Source organism: Roseateles sp. GW821-FHT03B02 (assembly GCF_059421025.1).
The window spans coordinates 206,918-221,616 of sequence record NZ_JBWKUV010000007.1 but is presented as its reverse complement, the minus strand read 5'-3'; the positions used below and the strand labels follow the sequence as shown (position 1 = coordinate 221,616).

Below are 14,699 nucleotides of genomic sequence, written 5' to 3'. Positions count from 1 at the left end.
CGGCTGCACAGCTACCAACCTTCCATCCAAATAGTCAGTCGCAGTGTCGCCTTGGCAATGTGTTGATGCACGGCCGTGACGCCGATGCCGTGGAGCTTCGCGATCTCGGAATAAGGCAGGCCATCGATCCGATGCGCCAGGAAGACGTCACGGGTTTTTGGGCTTAGCCGACCCACCCCCTCGGCCAGACGCGCCATGCGCTCCTTGGCCAGCAGCACGGCCTCTGCCGACGGCGTGGTGTCGACCAGCACCACGTGCTCCAGCAGAACCTGCTCGCCGTGACTCACGGACAGACGGTGTTCATCGATGGACAGGTTCAGCGCCGTGCGCATCAGAAAGGCTTCGGGCTTTTCGACGGGCTGGCGCCCTTCCTCGTAGCGGACCAGGCGCAGCCATGCTTCCTGCACCATGTCCTCCGCTTCGTGCTCGGTACGGCCGCGACGCCGCAGCGCTCCCTTCACCGTTGCCAGGATGTCCTGCCAGTTCTTCACGAGCCGGGCAGACATGGTGATCAGGCGGCTCGCGCCATGACAGCAGGTGCGGCACCGGCGCCGTAGGGGGCCGGCGTCACACGGTCCCGGTAATCAGACAGCAAATCCCGGTCTGCGCGCTGGAAAGCCCGCGCGATGAAGTCGGCCGCCGCTGCGTGATCGACGAATGGGCCATGCGTTTTCACAGCACGCGACATGCGCTCCTGCAATCGGTGCGCGGCAGCGTCGGTCCAACGGATGGCCCGTCGCATGCGTGAGCTGAGGGTGCCGGACTCGACAAGCTCGGCCACAGTGTGCTCGCAGACCTTGGGGCGTAGTGCCTTCATGGTGCCAACCAAGCTCTCGCCGGCAGCAAGTGCCGTGACCCGCTCCAACCCGCGGTCGTGAAGGTCCGCAGCGATGCGTTGAGCCGTCGCTGGGCCTTCCTCGCGCCAGGTGCCGAACACCTGGAGCCGGCCATCCGTAAAGAGGCCCAGCGCCCAGTGCCATTCGGCAGTGGTGAGCGACCCTTTGATCCGCATCGGAACCCGGAGTTTGCCGAACTGCACAACCGTGTAGCGGCAGCAGAGGGCGCTGCCGATCCAGCGGGTGGAATCCCAAAAGAAGTAGGACATAGATCGCTCTCCTTAAGGCCGCAACGCACCAGGCATCAGCCCCCGGCTGTTGTCACGTATTTCGTGACGACGAATTATGCGCCTGTTACGAGACTCGTGACATGAAAGTGGAGGAGAGTTCAGAAAAAACTGTTGTCGGGCGGCGAATGCGCGCGCGGCGAGAGGCGCTGGGCTGGTCTCAGGAGAAGGTGGGCGTGCTTATCGGTATTGATGAGTCCAGCAGTCGGGCGAGGATCAGCCGGTACGAGTTGGGCGTTCATGAGCCGGCCGTTGCAACTGCAAGGCTGATCGCGGAGGCTCTCGGCGTGTCGCTACCGTATCTCTATTGCGAAGACGATGAGGTTGCTAATCTATTGCAGGCCCTTCACCAGCTCCCTCCAGCCCAACGGGCGCGTCGTGCTGCCCAGCTACTTGCGTCGATAACCTAGCTCGTTGACGGCCCGCAACTACAGTTCAATGGCGGTTTACCGAATTTACTGTCTGCGATACGCAGACAGTAAATACACATCAGAAGCTGTAAATAGGATATATAGCCTATAAGCTGTATGTCGCAGTTCGTCGCCCGCACGCCCGATCAACTGTCTTCGCTGCTGCAGGCATTCCGCAAGCAAGCAGGCCTGACGCAGAAAGAGGTGGCGTCGCGGCAAGGCGATTCGCCGGTCAGTCGCCCGAGGCGTCAGCGGGAGTAGTTGCTACCTTGGAGATCCGGCGAAGGTGCTCTCGCGTTTCTGGGTCGGTGCAGTAGACGTAGCAGCCCTTCATGCCGCGGGTCATCAGCGTGCGGTAGGTGTTTTTGACGATCAGATCCGCCGTCGCTGCAGCTTCGACAGGGTCACGGCGCAACCATGACTTCAACCCCTTGATCGACTTGTCATGACGGTCTCGTGCTGTCGCGTCAGTCTTGATCTGACCGTTGCGGACCACGAGGTCGGGGCCAATGATGACGCCGACATAGTCCACCTCTAGACCTTGGCAGGTGTGAATGCAGCCCACCTCCTTGATGGAGTTGGGCGCGATGATCCAGAGGCTGCCATCCTGGTCCAGGTTCCAGCGCCGGCGGTAAGCGTCGCCGATCTCGATGTCGAAAGCGCCGGGATCGCGCTTGCTGGCCCAGGGCCAGCAATAGCCAGCGACCACCCGCGCCTTGTTCTGCCCGTTCTGCGCCTCGATGGCGGCGTGCATCGCCTCAGGGTCGTCGAAAACCTGAAAGTCGAAGCTGTCGCCGTCCAGGGTCGGGTTGGCGGTTTCTCGGATGTCCAAGATGTGGTCCAGCCAGGCGAGGTAGCCGTCCGAGCCAGCACAACGGAACTGAGAGGCCAGATCCAACACCTCGACCTCGGCGCCCTTGTCGGCGGCGAATCTGCGGATCAGCTCTTTGGAACCAATGTCGCTGAGCGTGACGCGCTGGTCCTCGTCTAGGAAGAAGACCGTGCACTTGGCGGCGGAGATCAGCTCCTTGACCTGGTTGTCACCCAGATTGCCGTACAGGCCTGACTTCTCGTTAAGACGGTGGGCCTCGTCGACCACCAGGAAGTCGAAAGCATCGTGCTTTTCGGCGATGTATGCGCCGGAGCCCGTTCCTGCGTGAGCTGATCATCTCGTTCGGGCGAAGCGGCTACGTGGCGTTGTTCGAAGTGATGGACGACGCCAATGTCGTGGTCGGTGCGGTGCGCCACCAGCTCGAAGACGACTACCACTAGGAGGCTCGATGCAAGATCTGTCGATGGAGCAGGCCAAGGCCATCTATCGGGCCGCGATCGACGCCCGGGCGAAGCTCAGGGCTGGGGACCGACACAACAGTTGCCCGCGAGCCGACTCGGGCTTTGGCGACAGTCTGCACAAGGGCTGAGGCGCTCCGCGTTCGGTAAGCGCACGCAGCGCTTTCCATGATCATCTCGACGACCTTCCGCATGAGGGGCAGGGCGATGCCACTGCGGCGGATGGAGATGGCCATCTCGCGTGCGCCGGCCCTCGAGTCGAGAGACTTCTTCCGCTGACAGGGCATCCGTCGATGGACACGGAGACGTCTGAGCATTTCAGCGGTATATCCCTTCGTATATCCCTCAGGACAAAAGGGCAGGTGAGAAAGGAAAAACGGGTCACGCCTTGCGACGTAACCCGTTGATCTACTTCAATAAAATGGTCGGGACGGCGGGATTCGAACTCGCGACCCCTTGCACCCCATGCAAGTGCGCTACCAGGCTGCGCTACGCCCCGACTGAGCCAAGCAGTATAACCTAGAAATCCAGGCCTCAGCTCAAAAGGCTGGCCCGAATCGCGAGAAGTTCGGTGCGCACCTGCTCCAGCGATGTCAGAGGATCGAGGGCGAGCACTGGCAACGTCATTGAGGCTTCTGCAGCCTTCAGCGGTTGCGCATGGATATGCGGACTCGTCAACCGAGGGGCAGGCAGCTGCGATAGGTCATCCGGCAGGTCGATGTCGTCGTCATCGTCGAGGGCTTCGAGCGCCTGTGCGGCTTCGGCCTCGTCGCGGAAATTCTGTGCCGCTGCAGGCGGCAGGCCCTCGCTAAGCTGGTTGCGTGCGCCGCTGATCGTGAAGCCCTGGTCATAGAGCAGGTCGCGGATGCGGCGGATCAGCAGCACTTCGTGGTGCTGGTAATAGCGCCGGTTGCCGCGTCGCTTCATGGGCTTGAGCTGGGTGAACTCCTGTTCCCAGTAGCGCAGCACGTAGGGCTTCACGCCGCACAGCTCGCTCACCTCACCGATGGTGAAGTAACGTTTGGCGGGGATGGCGGGAAGCGCCTTTTCCATTGCAAATCAACAAGTTCGCGAGGGGAAGGCAGACTCTACTCGAAGTCTTCCCCGGCTGGCGCATCGCCTTGCACGACCCCCTTGAGTTTGTGGCTGGCGTGAAAAGTGACGACGTTGCGCGCCTTGATGGGAATGGACTCGCCCGTTCGCGGGTTTCGGCCCGGGCGAGGCGCCTTGCGGCGGATGTTGAAGTTGCCAAAGCCGGAGAGCTTCACGTCCTGGCCCTTCACGAGGCTGTCATGCAGGATGTCGAAGAAGGCCTCGACCATGTCCTTGGACTCGCGCTTGTTCAGGCCGAGCTTGTCGAACAGCAGTTCGGCCAGTTCCGCCTTGGTCAGCGTTGGCGTTTCCAGGCTGCCGATGACGACCGCAGCGGCTTCGGATTTCTTGGCGTCGTTCGCGTCCATTCGTGTTCCTGTTCCTTGGGGTCAGCCGCGCAGTCGGGCGCCGAGCTGGGTGCCGGCCGCGCCCACGATGGCGGCTACTGCCGCATCGATGCGCTCGTCGGTCAGCGTGGCTTCGTCATCGAGCAGTTCCAGGCGCACGGCCAGAGACCGTTCATCGGCCTGTAGGTCGGTGCTGGCACCGGCGGCGGGCTTGAAGACGTCGAAGAGCCGGGCCGAGCGCAGCAGCGCGCCACCGGCGTTGGCGATGGTGGCCATCAGCGCGTCATGCGGCGTGCTGTCCTTGACGACCAGGGCCAGGTCGCGCTGCACGGCCTGCTGGCGCGGCAGGGGCTGGCCTTGCGGCAGCGTGCGCGTCAGCGCAGCGTCGAGTTCCAACTCGAAGACGATGGGCGCGCTGCCCGTGATCTCATAGCCCAGGCGCCAGCGCGGGTGCAGCTCGCCGACGACACCGATGGTGGCGCCGTTCAGCTTCACGCGGGCGCTGCGGCCCGGGTGCAGGGCCGGGTGCTCTGCGGCTTCAAAGGTCAGCGTCTGCGGCGCGAACAGGGCTTCCAGGTCGCCCTTGACGTCGAAGAAGTCGACGGCGCGGTCGCGCTGGCTCCACTGCTGCTGATCGGCCGGACCCCAGGCCAGGCCGCCCAGGCGCAGCGGCTGCTCGATGCCGGCCACGCTCAGCGGGCCGCTGGTCACACCAGCGTCGCGCTTGAACACGCGGCCCAGCTCGAACACGCGCACGCGCGTGGCGCGGCGGGCCTGGTTGTGGCGCAATACCTGCACGAGGCTGCCTATCAGGCTGGTGCGCATCACCGACAGCGGTGCGGCGATGGGGTTCAGCAGCTTGATCGGGTCGGCGACGCCGGCCAGCTCGCGCTCCCAGCGCTCTTCCACAAAGCTGAAGTTGATGGTCTCGAAGTAGTCGCGTGCGGCGACGGCGCGGCGAAGCGCATGCGTGGCCTGGCGGCTTTCCGAACGCGTGCGGCCAACGATGGGCGCGAGCGGTGCCGTGGACGGCAGCGTGGGGTAGCCCAGCACGCGGATGACTTCCTCGATGAGGTCTTCCTCGATCAGGATGTCGAAGCGCCAGCTTGGCGGGGTCACCGTGATCACGCCGTCAGCGGATGTGAAGGGAAGGCCCAGGCGCGTGAACACGCCTTCGCATTGCGCTTGCGTCAGCGGCATGCCGATGACCTTGGCGGCACGGGCAACGCGCAGTGCCACGGGCTGGCGCAACGGCACATTGGGCGACTGGTCGTCCATCGGGCCGACCTTGGTGTCGGGCGTGCCGCAGATGTCGATGATGAGCTGGGTGATGCGCTCGATGTGCTCGACGGTCTGCGAGGCGTCAACGCCGCGCTCGAAGCGGTGGCCGGCGTCGGTCGAGAAGTTGTAGCGGCGCCCGCGCCCCATGACGGCCTCGGGCCACCAGAAGGCCGCCTCGACGTAGACGTTGCGCGTGTCGTCAGACACTGCGGTGTGGTCGCCGCCCATGACGCCGGCGAGGGACTCAACCTCGCGAGCATCCGAGATGACACCGACCTTCTCGTCGACCGTGATGGTGTTGCCGTTCAGCAGCTTGAGCTGCTCGCCGGCCTTGCCCCAGCGCACGACCAGCTCGCCGGTGATCTTGTCCAAGTCGAAGATGTGCGACGGGCGGCCGTACTCGAACATCACGTAGTTGGAGATGTCCACGAGAGCCGTCACCGAGCGCTGGCCGCAGCGCTCCAGGCGCTGCACCATCCACGCCGGCGTCTTCGCCTTGGTGTCGATGCCCTTGACGATGCGGCCCGAGAAGCGGCCACACAGGTCGCTGGCCTCGATGCGCACGGGGAGCTTGTCGTCGAGCGTCGGCTTGACGGCCGGGAACTCGGCCTTCAGAAGCGGCGAGCCGGTCAGCGCGGCCACTTCGCGGGCGACGCCGAACACGCTCAGGCCATGGCCCAGGTTGGGCGTCAGCTTCAGCGTGAAAAGCGTGTCGTCGAGGGCGAGGTGCTTGCGGATGTCTTCGCCGATGACGGCGTCGGCTGCCAGCTCCAGCAGGCCGCCATGGTCTTCGCTCAGCTTGAGCTCGCGGGCCGAGCACAGCATGCCGAAGCTTTCGACGCCGCGCAGCTTGCCGACGCCGATCTTGAAGGCCTTGCCGTCTTCGCCCGGAGGCAGTTCGGCGCCGACCGTGGCCAGCGGCACCTTGATGCCGGCGCGGGCGTTGGGTGCGCCGCAGACGATCTGCAGCGGCTGCGCGCCACCTGCGTTGACCTTGCACACGCGCAGCTTGTCGGCATTGGGGTGCTGCTCGGCTTCGAGGATCTCGGCGACGACGATGCCGTGGAAGGGCGGCGCGACAGGGCGCAGCTCTTCGACCTCCATGCCGGACATGGTCAGCAGTTCGGCCAGTTTTTCAGTGGACAGCGGCGGATTGCAGAACTCGCGCAGCCAGGACTCGGGGAATTGCATATCGGTCGTCGGATTACTTGAACTGCGAGAGGAAGCGGAGGTCGCCGTCGAAGAAGGCGCGCAGGTCGTTGACGCCATAGCGCAGCATGGCCAGGCGGTCGATGCCGGAGCCGAAGGCGAAGCCGATGTAGCGCTCGGGGTCCAGGCCCATGTTGCGGATGACCTGCGGGTGCACCTGGCCGGAGCCCGACACCTCCAGCCAGCGGCCCTTCAGCGGGCCGCTCTCGAACATGATGTCGATCTCGGCACTGGGCTCGGTGAAGGGGAAGTAGCTGGGCCGGAAGCGCAGCTGCAGCTGGTCGGTCTCGAAGAAGGCGGTGATGAAGTTCAGGTAGACCGCCTTCAGGTCCTTGAACGAGATGTTCTCGCCCACCCACAGGCCTTCGACCTGATGGAACATCGGCGAGTGGGTGGCGTCGCTGTCGACGCGGTAGGTGCGGCCCGGCGCGATGACGCGGATCTCAGGCATCGTCTCCTGACCGGCATAACGCTTGGCATGGGCCTGGGCGTAGCGGATCTGCATCGGGCTGGTGTGCGGGCGCAGGTTCAGCCACGAGCCGTTCTCGTCCTTCATGTCGACGTAGAACGTGTCCTGCATCGAGCGGGCAGGGTGGTTCTCGGGGTTGTTCAGCGCCGAGAAGCTGTACCAGTCGGTCTCGATCTCGGGACCGTCGGCCACGTCAAAGCCCATGGAGGCAAAGATGGACTCGATGCGCTCCATGGCGCGCGTGATGGGGTGCAGGCCACCGGTGCCGCGCTGACGGCCGGGCAGTGTCACGTCCAGGGCCTCGGCCTTGAGCTGCTTTTCGAGCTCGGCGGCGGCGAGGGCGTCGCGGCGGGCTGTCAGGGCGGCCTCGATGGCCACCTTGGTCTGGTTGATCTCGGCGCCGCGGGTCTTCTTCTCCTCGATGCTGAGGGCGCCCAGGCCCTTCATCAGTTCGGTCACGCGACCGGACTTGCCGAGGAAGCGCGCCTTGGCATTTTCGAGTTCGGCGGGCGTCGGGGCGGCGGCAAAGTCGCTGCGGGCCGCTTCAAGAAGAGCGTCGAGATCAGACATTCGGAAATCGGAAATGAAAAAGGGCCGACCCAGTGGGGCCGGCCCTCAAAAGTTTGCGTATCCCGACGAGTCGGGATGATTCGCAATCAGGCGAGCGCGGCCTTCACCTTGGCGAAGATGCTGGCAAAACCAGCCGGGTCGTTCACGGCCAGATCGGCGAGGACCTTGCGGTCGATCTCGATCTGGGCCTTCTTCAGACCCGCCACGAACTTGCTGTAGGACAGGCCCAGGCCACGCGAGGCGGCATTGATACGGGCAATCCAGAGCTGACGGAAGACGCGCTTCTTGGTGCGGCGGTCACGGTAGGCGTACTGGCCTGCCTTCATCACCGCCTGCTTGGCGATGCGGAAGACATTCTTACGACGACCGCGGAAGCCCTTGGCCAGAGCCAGGACCTTCTTGTGACGGGCACGAGCGGTTACACCACGTTTGACGCGAGGCATGTGTTTCTCCTTGAGTCGTTGGTGGGATTACAGACCAGCAAAGGGCAGCATCTGAGCGATGTGACCCATGTTGGTTTCGTGCACGTTCACAGCGCCGCGCAGGTGACGCTTGTTCTTCGTGGTCTTCTTGGTCAGGATGTGGCGCTTGAACGCCTGACCGCGCTTGACGGTGCCACCCGGACGAACGCGAAAACGCTTTTTCGCGCTGCTCTTGGTCTTCATTTTGGGCATGTGAATGCTCCTTCTAAGTGTGTCCCTGGGGCGGCGACGGAGATTCCGACGCGCTTGTTGGCCTCAGGAGACTTGTGAACCGGCCAGTGACCAAACCGACCGGTTGAACTCTTCGGGTCTCAGCGCTTTTTGGGCGCCAGGACCATGATCATCTGCCGACCTTCGAGCTTCGGCATGTTCTCGACCACCGCCACATCGGCCAGTTCGTCGCGGATCCGCTCCAGGAGGCGCATGCCGATGTCCTGGTGGGTGATCTCACGGCCCCGGTAGCGCAGCGTCACCTTGCCCTTGTCGCCGTCCTCGGCGATGAAGCGGCGCAGATTGCGCATCTTGATCTGGTAGTCGCCTTCGTCCGTGCCCGGACGGAATTTGACTTCCTTGATTTCGATGATCTTCTGCTTGGCCTTGGCTTCGGCGGCGCGCTTTTGCTCCTGGTATTTGAACTTGCCGTAGTCCATCAACCGGCAGACCGGCGGATTGGCGGTGGCGGAGATCTCGACCAGGTCCACATCCATGTCGCCCGCCATACGCAGGGCTTCCTGGATGCTGACGATCCCGATGGGTTCATTCTCGGGACCGTTCAGACGGACTTCGGGAGCCATGATTTCGCGGTTCAACCGGTGCTTGCGCTCCGGAATCGCACGACGGTCGGCAAACGTAGCGATGGTGTAGACCTTTCAACGGGCCCCAAGGCGAGGAGCCCAAACAAAACAAAGCGCGCCCTGGATGGCGTTTCAGACCTTGTTGGTGATGTCTGCGGAGATCCTGTCGAGGAAGTCCTGCAGGGGCATCACACCGAGGTCCTGGTTGCCACGGGCGCGTACCGCAACGCTGCCGTTCGCCTTTTCCTTGTCGCCTACGACGAGGATGTACGGCAGCTTTTGCATGGAATGCTGGCGGATTTTATAGGTGATCTTCTCGTTGCGCAAATCGGCTGAGGCCCTAAGCCCTTGTTTTTGCAGCGATTTCACAATTTCCGCAACGTAATCGGCCTGGGAATCGGTAATGTTGGCCACCACGACCTGCGTCGGGGCCAGCCAGACGGGCAGGGCACCGGCGTGTTGCTCGATCAGGATGCCGATGAAACGCTCCAGGCTGCCGACGATTGCGCGGTGCAGCATGACTGGGTTTTTATGCAGTCCGTCCTCGTCGACGAACTCGGCGCCCAGGCGTCCCGGCATCGAGAAATCGACCTGCATCGTGCCGCACTGCCACTGGCGGCCCAGGGCGTCCTTCAGCGTGTACTCGATCTTGGGGCCATAGAAGGCGCCGTCACCCGGGGCGATGATGAAGTCCACGCCCGAGGCGCGCAGCGATTCCATCAGCGCGTGCTCGGCCTTGTCCCAGACCTCGTCGGAGCCGATGCGGGCGTCCGGGCGCGTCGCGACCTTGTAGATGATGTCCGTGAAGCCGAAGTCCTTGTAGACCTTCTGCAGCAGGGCCGTGTAGGCGACGCACTCGGGCAGGATCTGGTCTTCCGTGCAGAAGATGTGGCCGTCGTCCTGCGTGAAGCCGCGCACGCGCATGATGCCGTGCAGGCCGCCCGTGGGTTCGTTGCGGTGGCACTGGCCGAACTCGCCGAAGCGCAGCGGCAGGTCGCGGTAGCTCTTGACGCCGTGCTTGAAGATCAGGATGTGGCCGGGGCAGTTCATCGGCTTGAGCGCGTAGTCGCGCTTTTCCGATTCCGTCGTGAACATGTTGTCGCGGTACTTGTCCCAGTGGCCCGTGGCCTCCCACAGCGTCTTGTCCAGCAGCTGCGGGCCCTTGACCTCCTGGTAGCCGTTGTCACGGTAGACGCGGCGCATGTACTGCTCCACCTCCTGCCACACCGTCCAGCCTTTGGGGTGCCAGAAGACGACGCCGGGGGCGTGCTCGTCGATGTGGAACAGGTCCAGTTCCTTGCCGAGCTTGCGGTGGTCGCGTTTCTCGGCCTCCTCCAGCATCGTCAGGTACTTCTGCAGGTCGTCCTTCGTGGCCCAGGCCGTGCCGTAGACGCGCTGCAGCATCTCGTTGCGGTGGTCTCCGCGCCAGTAAGCGCCGGCCACCTTCATCAGCTTGAAGTGCTTGAGCTTGCCCGTGGACGGCACGTGCGGGCCGCGGCACAGGTCCTCGAACTTGCCTTCGGCATACAGCGACACGTCCTGGTCGGCCGGGATGCTGCCGATGATCTCGGCCTTGTAGGCCTCGCCCATGGCCTTGAAGTGGGCCACCGCCTCGTCGCGCGGCAGCACGCGGCGCACGACCTTCTCGTCCTTCCGGGCCAGCTCGGTCATCTTGGACTCGATGGCGGCCAGGTCCTCGGGCGTGAAGGGGCGCTTGTAGGAGAAGTCGTAATAGAAGCCGTTCTCGATGACCGGGCCGATCGTGACCTGGGCGTCGGGGTAGAGCTCCTTGGCGGCATAGGCCAGCAGGTGGGCCGTCGAGTGGCGGATCATGTCCAGGCCGTCTTCGTCCTTGTCCGTGACGATGGACAGCTGGACGTCGCGGTCGATGACGTGGGAGAGGTCGACGACCTTGCCGTCGACCTTGCCGCCCAGGGCGGCCTTGGCCAGGCCGGCACCGATGCTGGCGGCGACGTCGCCGACGGACAGCGGGGCCGGGAATTCACGGCGCGAGCCGTCGGGGAGTTGAATCGAGATCATGGGGTGCTCCGAGAGCGACAAACAAAAAAGCGCGGCCACTTGCCGCGCTTGATTGGTGAAGTCCGAAAAGGACTGGCGTGACGAGCCGCGGCCGACTAGGTACCTGTGAAGGAGGTCGTAGTTCGCGGTGTCATAACCAGGGTGCCTTTCTCGCTCTTGTGAGGGGAGGGAGCCACGATTCTAAAGGCTCAGCGCCCGGAGAGTGTCCCGCTGCGTCAACGCCGCGAATTCGTCGGCCAGGCGCTGGCTCTCCAACACCGCGATGCGCCAGCGGCGGCGGCGCTCGGCGGCATCCAGGGCCATGAAGTCGTTGCGGTCGGGCAGCTTGGCACCGGGCAGTCCGGCGATGAACTCGGGCGAGGGGCAGAGCAACACGACGTTGTCGAGGAAGGCCGTCGAGCGGTGGCGGTGCTTGAGCGCCTTGTCCAGCCAGCCGGGCACGACCTGGCGCTGGAAGTGCGGATAGAGCACCAGCGGCGTGCCTGAACCCTGCAGCGCGCGGTAGTCCAGGTGCAGGTGGTAGTCGGTGATGCCGCCGTCCCAGTAGGCGCCGCGCGGCGCGCCTGGCAGGTCGTGCTGGGCCTGCAGCCAGAAGGGAATGGAGCAACTGGCCAGCAGGGCGCCGCGCAGGTTGGCGCGCGACAGATGCACCTCTCGGGTGGTGAAGTCTCCCAGCTTGAGCGGCAGGCGGTCGCGTGGGTCCGAGAAGATGACGCGTTCCAGGAAACGCCCCAGCAGCGGGCGCGACAGGGCATTGGCTGCGAAGGCGCCCAGGTAACCGAGCGGCGTGCGCAGCTTGCCTTCACGCGCCAGCAGGCCGGCGCGGCCGCGCGACGTGACGACGTGCAGTCGCAGCCGCGGATGGGACAGCACTTCCGACTCATGCCCCTGGAAGATCTCGCCGAGGATCTCGCCGAAGCGCTTGCTGACGCCCTCGGGTCGTGGCCGCTTCTCACCCGGCAGCACGTCGTACTCCTGGGTCACGTAGGCCTCGGCCATGGTGTCGAAGGCCGGGCCGACGTCGCGGTGGGAGAGGGCAGCCGTGGCCATGCGCCAGGCGCCGATGCTGGCGCCGACGAGGTGCACGGTCTGGCGGCTCTGCGCCAGCCAGTCGCCGAAGATGAAACGGTCCAGGCCGTTGAGGATCAGCCCCTTGGGGCCGCCCGCTGCAGCGGGGATCAGGCCGATGTCCTCGGCGCGCAGGCCGCGCTCGGCCAGGCGCGCCTGGGCGGCCGGGCCGGCAAAGACTTGGAGGGCGGGGGAGTTCATTGCCCGAAAAGATAGCGGAGACAGGCCGCGCCGGATGACGCGGCCGGGACGTCGAGCACGGTTAGAACTTGTGTTCCCAGTTCACCGCCCACCAGGCGACGGGCTTGCGCTCGTTGAGCACGAAGTCCTGCAGGCTGGTGTAGGTCACGCGCGTGCCCTGTTTGGGCTGGAACAGGCCGTTCACGCTCAGGCGCACGCCGTCCTGCTTGGTCACCTGCATGGCGGCGAAGGCGTCCATCGAACGAGCCGGCAGAGTGGTCTGGGCCTGCAGGGCGCTCTGCTGCACGTTGAACTTGGGCGCGATCTGGGCGCTGAAGCCCATGTTGATCGGCAGGCTCTTGAGCCGGTAGTCGGCGCCGAAGTTGAACTGCCAGGGTTGCTGGCCTTCCAGGCGGTTGTCGGGGCCCTGGATGTCCTCGACCTTGGAGCGGTAGAGGTTCAGCGAGGCGCGCAGGGACAGCGCGGTCGCCGGCTCGAACAGGCTTGGGAAGAGCTCGCCGGCACGGCCCTTGACCTCCAGCTCCAGGCCTTGCGTCGTGGCCTTGCTGAGGTTGATCTGGGTGATGACCCAGCGCTGCGTCGGCGCCCAGGCCACCGTCTGCAGGCGCGGCTGGTCGGTTCGGATCAGGTTCGTGATGCGGCGATGGAAGACGCCCACCGACACCAGGCCGCCGGCCGGCAGGTAGCTTTCGTAGGCCACGTCCAGGCCGGTGGCCAGTTCGGGCTTGAGCGCGGGGTTGCCGGTGCGGTCGGGCGTGGTGCGCGTGTTGCCCTGGGCCAGCGGCTCGGTCGTGTTGATGGACGGGCGGTTGATGAGCTGCTGCACATCAGGCGCCTTGTAGCTGCGCGTCAGGCTGGCGCGCACCAGGTCGCGGCCCTTGGGGTCGGGCTTGAAGTTCAGGTGCAGCAGGGGCGTCGTGACCTTGCTGGTGCTCTGGAAGTCGCTGCTGCCGACACTGCCGCTGCCTTCGCTCTCGGTCTTGATCTGCTCGTGGCGCACGCCGAAGTAGGCCGACCACTGCTTGTTGATCTCCCACTCGTCCTGGGCGTAGAAGGCCGTGCGCGTGATGGTGGCATTGAAGGGCTGGCCTTCGATGCCGGGCAGCAGCTCGACGCCGTTCTCGATCGTCGTGCGGTTCTCGTCGCGCACGCGGCGCTCGAGTTCGCTGCCGACCGTGATGGTGTGGGCTTCACCCGCGTACTGGCTGTACTTGCCGCCCAGCGTCGCCTGGTGGTTGCGGTTCTTGCCCGTGGTCGTGCGGGAGATGGGCGTGGCGCCGTTGCGGCCTTCGAAGTCGAAGTTGAAGTCGGCGCCACCCGAGCCGGCGCCGGCGCGCAGCTCGATGCGGCGGTCCTCGTTGAATCGGTTGTTGTATTGCAGGTTGAGGCGGTTCGCGGAGAACGTGCCGCGGTTGCGCGTCGTCTCGTCGATGGTGCGCGGCGTGTAGAGCGGGTCGTTGTCCGGCAGCCTGGTGACGGTGTTGGCGCCCTCGTTGCGGAACTGGTTGTTGACGAAGAAGCCCTGCAGCGTCAGCGTCTCGTCGTCACCCAGTTTCCAGTTCAGCCGCGGCGAGACATTGAAGCCACGGCCATGGGCGCGGTCATGGCCCTCGTTGCTGACATGCTGGCGCAGCTGCAGCGGCGGGGTCGGCGTGGCGTTGGTCAGGCGCTCGCCGTCCAGCTCGTTCTTGAAGTTCCACTGGTAGACCGAGACCGGGATGACGAAGCCCACGCCGCCCAGCGCCCGGTCGCCGTAGGTGAAGCCGGCGTTGATGACGGGCTTCTCGCTCGCGTAGGCCACGCCCAGCCGCAGGTCCTTCTGCACGACGCGCGGGGCGTCCTTCAAGATGATGTTCAGCGTGCCGGCGATGGCCTGGGCGCTCTGGTCGGCCGTCGGAGCCTTGCTCACCTCCAGGCGCTCGACCTGAGCAGGGTTGAGGTTGTCCAGGCTGAACCCCGGGGGCGCCGGCTCGCCGTTGACGAGGATCTGCGTATAGGCCCCGCCCAGGCCGCGCATGCGCAGCTGGCCGCCCGAGACGTTGATGCCGGGCAGGCGCTTGAGCACGTCGGAGAGCTGAGTGTCACCGTACTTGTCCAGCTCCTCGCGTCCGTAGAGCTGCTTGGCCACGGGCTCGCGGCGGCGCAGGTCGGTGTCGGTCTGCTGGCGCGTCACGGACACGCGTTCGAGCTGGTTGTTGCCGCTCGGCGTCGGCGAGGTGGCGGCGCGGTCGACCTCCTGCTGGGCCAGGACCAGGGCGGGGCTGAGCAGAAGCAGCAAGGCGAGGGCGGGGGTTTTCAAGAGGAACTCCGGGTGTTCGTGGCG

The 14,699-nt window shown here is 65.0% G+C and carries 15 protein-coding genes, 1 tRNA gene and 1 pseudogene; 3 read left to right on the top strand and 14 right to left on the bottom strand.

Annotation, left to right across the window (positions count from 1 at the left end):
• Positions 1-11 precede the first annotated feature (11 nt).
• Both AC07VX_RS19360 and AC07VX_RS19355 read right to left on the bottom strand, forming a co-directional pair.
• On the bottom strand, positions 12-506 hold the full coding sequence (locus AC07VX_RS19360) for an RNA polymerase sigma factor (RefSeq protein WP_493165884.1): 495 nt from the start codon (positions 504-506) through the stop codon (positions 12-14).
• Between the two features lie 5 nt (positions 507-511).
• Entirely contained in the window at positions 512-1,105 is a 594-nt protein-coding gene (locus tag AC07VX_RS19355) for a hypothetical protein (protein WP_493165885.1), read from the bottom strand.
• A 101-nt stretch (positions 1,106-1,206) separates the two neighbouring features.
• Between AC07VX_RS19355 and AC07VX_RS19350 the strand changes: the two genes are divergently transcribed.
• On the top strand, positions 1,207-1,533 hold the full coding sequence (locus AC07VX_RS19350) for a helix-turn-helix domain-containing protein (protein WP_493165886.1): 327 nt from the start codon (positions 1,207-1,209) through the stop codon (positions 1,531-1,533).
• A gap of 232 nt (positions 1,534-1,765) precedes the next feature.
• On the opposite strand, the gene AC07VX_RS19345 is transcribed toward AC07VX_RS19350, so the two are convergent.
• Positions 1,766-2,665: a DNA/RNA helicase domain-containing protein gene (locus AC07VX_RS19345; protein ID WP_493166088.1), complete on the bottom strand. Its 900-nt coding sequence runs from the start codon at positions 2,663-2,665 to the stop codon at positions 1,766-1,768.
• A gap of 11 nt (positions 2,666-2,676) precedes the next feature.
• On the opposite strand from AC07VX_RS19345, the pseudogene AC07VX_RS19340 reads away from it, so the two are divergent.
• Positions 2,677-2,805 (top strand): annotated as a pseudogene (locus AC07VX_RS19340) (type II toxin-antitoxin system RelE/ParE family toxin); the annotation flags it as partial.
• An 8-nt stretch (positions 2,806-2,813) separates the two neighbouring features.
• Entirely contained in the window at positions 2,814-2,954 is a 141-nt protein-coding gene (locus tag AC07VX_RS19335) for a hypothetical protein (protein WP_493165887.1), read from the top strand.
• A 291-nt stretch (positions 2,955-3,245) separates the two neighbouring features.
• Here the strand turns inward: AC07VX_RS19335 and AC07VX_RS19330 are convergent.
• From AC07VX_RS19330 to AC07VX_RS19280, 11 genes are all read right to left on the bottom strand, one after another.
• Positions 3,246-3,322: transfer RNA gene (locus AC07VX_RS19330), tRNA-Pro, on the bottom strand.
• Between the two features lie 35 nt (positions 3,323-3,357).
• Positions 3,358-3,876 carry a MerR family transcriptional regulator gene (locus AC07VX_RS19325; RefSeq protein WP_493165888.1) on the bottom strand — a complete coding sequence of 173 codons (519 nt, stop codon included), beginning with the start codon at positions 3,874-3,876 and terminating at the stop codon, positions 3,358-3,360.
• Positions 3,877-3,911: 35 nt separating this feature from the next.
• Positions 3,912-4,283 (bottom strand): integration host factor subunit alpha, encoded by a 372-nt coding sequence (locus AC07VX_RS19320; RefSeq protein WP_025563996.1) that lies wholly within the window; start codon positions 4,281-4,283, stop codon positions 3,912-3,914.
• A 21-nt stretch (positions 4,284-4,304) separates the two neighbouring features.
• Positions 4,305-6,734: a phenylalanine--tRNA ligase subunit beta gene (pheT, locus tag AC07VX_RS19315; RefSeq protein WP_493165889.1), complete on the bottom strand. Its 2,430-nt coding sequence runs from the start codon at positions 6,732-6,734 to the stop codon at positions 4,305-4,307.
• A 13-nt stretch (positions 6,735-6,747) separates the two neighbouring features.
• The gene (pheS, locus tag AC07VX_RS19310) at positions 6,748-7,791 is read right to left on the bottom strand and encodes a phenylalanine--tRNA ligase subunit alpha (protein WP_493165890.1); all 1,044 of its coding nucleotides are present in this window, start codon (positions 7,789-7,791) and stop codon (positions 6,748-6,750) included.
• 86 nt (positions 7,792-7,877) lie between these two features.
• Complete coding sequence (gene rplT / locus AC07VX_RS19305) at positions 7,878-8,234, bottom strand: 50S ribosomal protein L20 (protein ID WP_025564000.1); 357 nt, start codon at positions 8,232-8,234, stop codon at positions 7,878-7,880.
• Positions 8,235-8,261: 27 nt separating this feature from the next.
• Positions 8,262-8,465 carry a 50S ribosomal protein L35 gene (rpmI, locus tag AC07VX_RS19300; protein ID WP_025564002.1) on the bottom strand — a complete coding sequence of 68 codons (204 nt, stop codon included), beginning with the start codon at positions 8,463-8,465 and terminating at the stop codon, positions 8,262-8,264.
• 119 nt (positions 8,466-8,584) lie between these two features.
• Positions 8,585-9,130, bottom strand: coding sequence for a translation initiation factor IF-3 (gene infC / locus AC07VX_RS19295; protein WP_132570088.1), 546 nt, complete (start codon positions 9,128-9,130; stop codon positions 8,585-8,587).
• Positions 9,131-9,199: 69 nt separating this feature from the next.
• On the bottom strand, positions 9,200-11,107 hold the full coding sequence (thrS, locus tag AC07VX_RS19290; protein WP_493165891.1) for a threonine--tRNA ligase: 1,908 nt from the start codon (positions 11,105-11,107) through the stop codon (positions 9,200-9,202).
• Between the two features lie 180 nt (positions 11,108-11,287).
• Positions 11,288-12,376 (bottom strand): patatin-like phospholipase family protein, encoded by a 1,089-nt coding sequence (locus tag AC07VX_RS19285; protein WP_493165892.1) that lies wholly within the window; start codon positions 12,374-12,376, stop codon positions 11,288-11,290.
• 61 nt (positions 12,377-12,437) lie between these two features.
• On the bottom strand, positions 12,438-14,675 hold the full coding sequence (locus AC07VX_RS19280; RefSeq protein WP_493165893.1) for a TonB-dependent receptor plug domain-containing protein: 2,238 nt from the start codon (positions 14,673-14,675) through the stop codon (positions 12,438-12,440).
• Positions 14,676-14,699 lie beyond the last annotated feature (24 nt).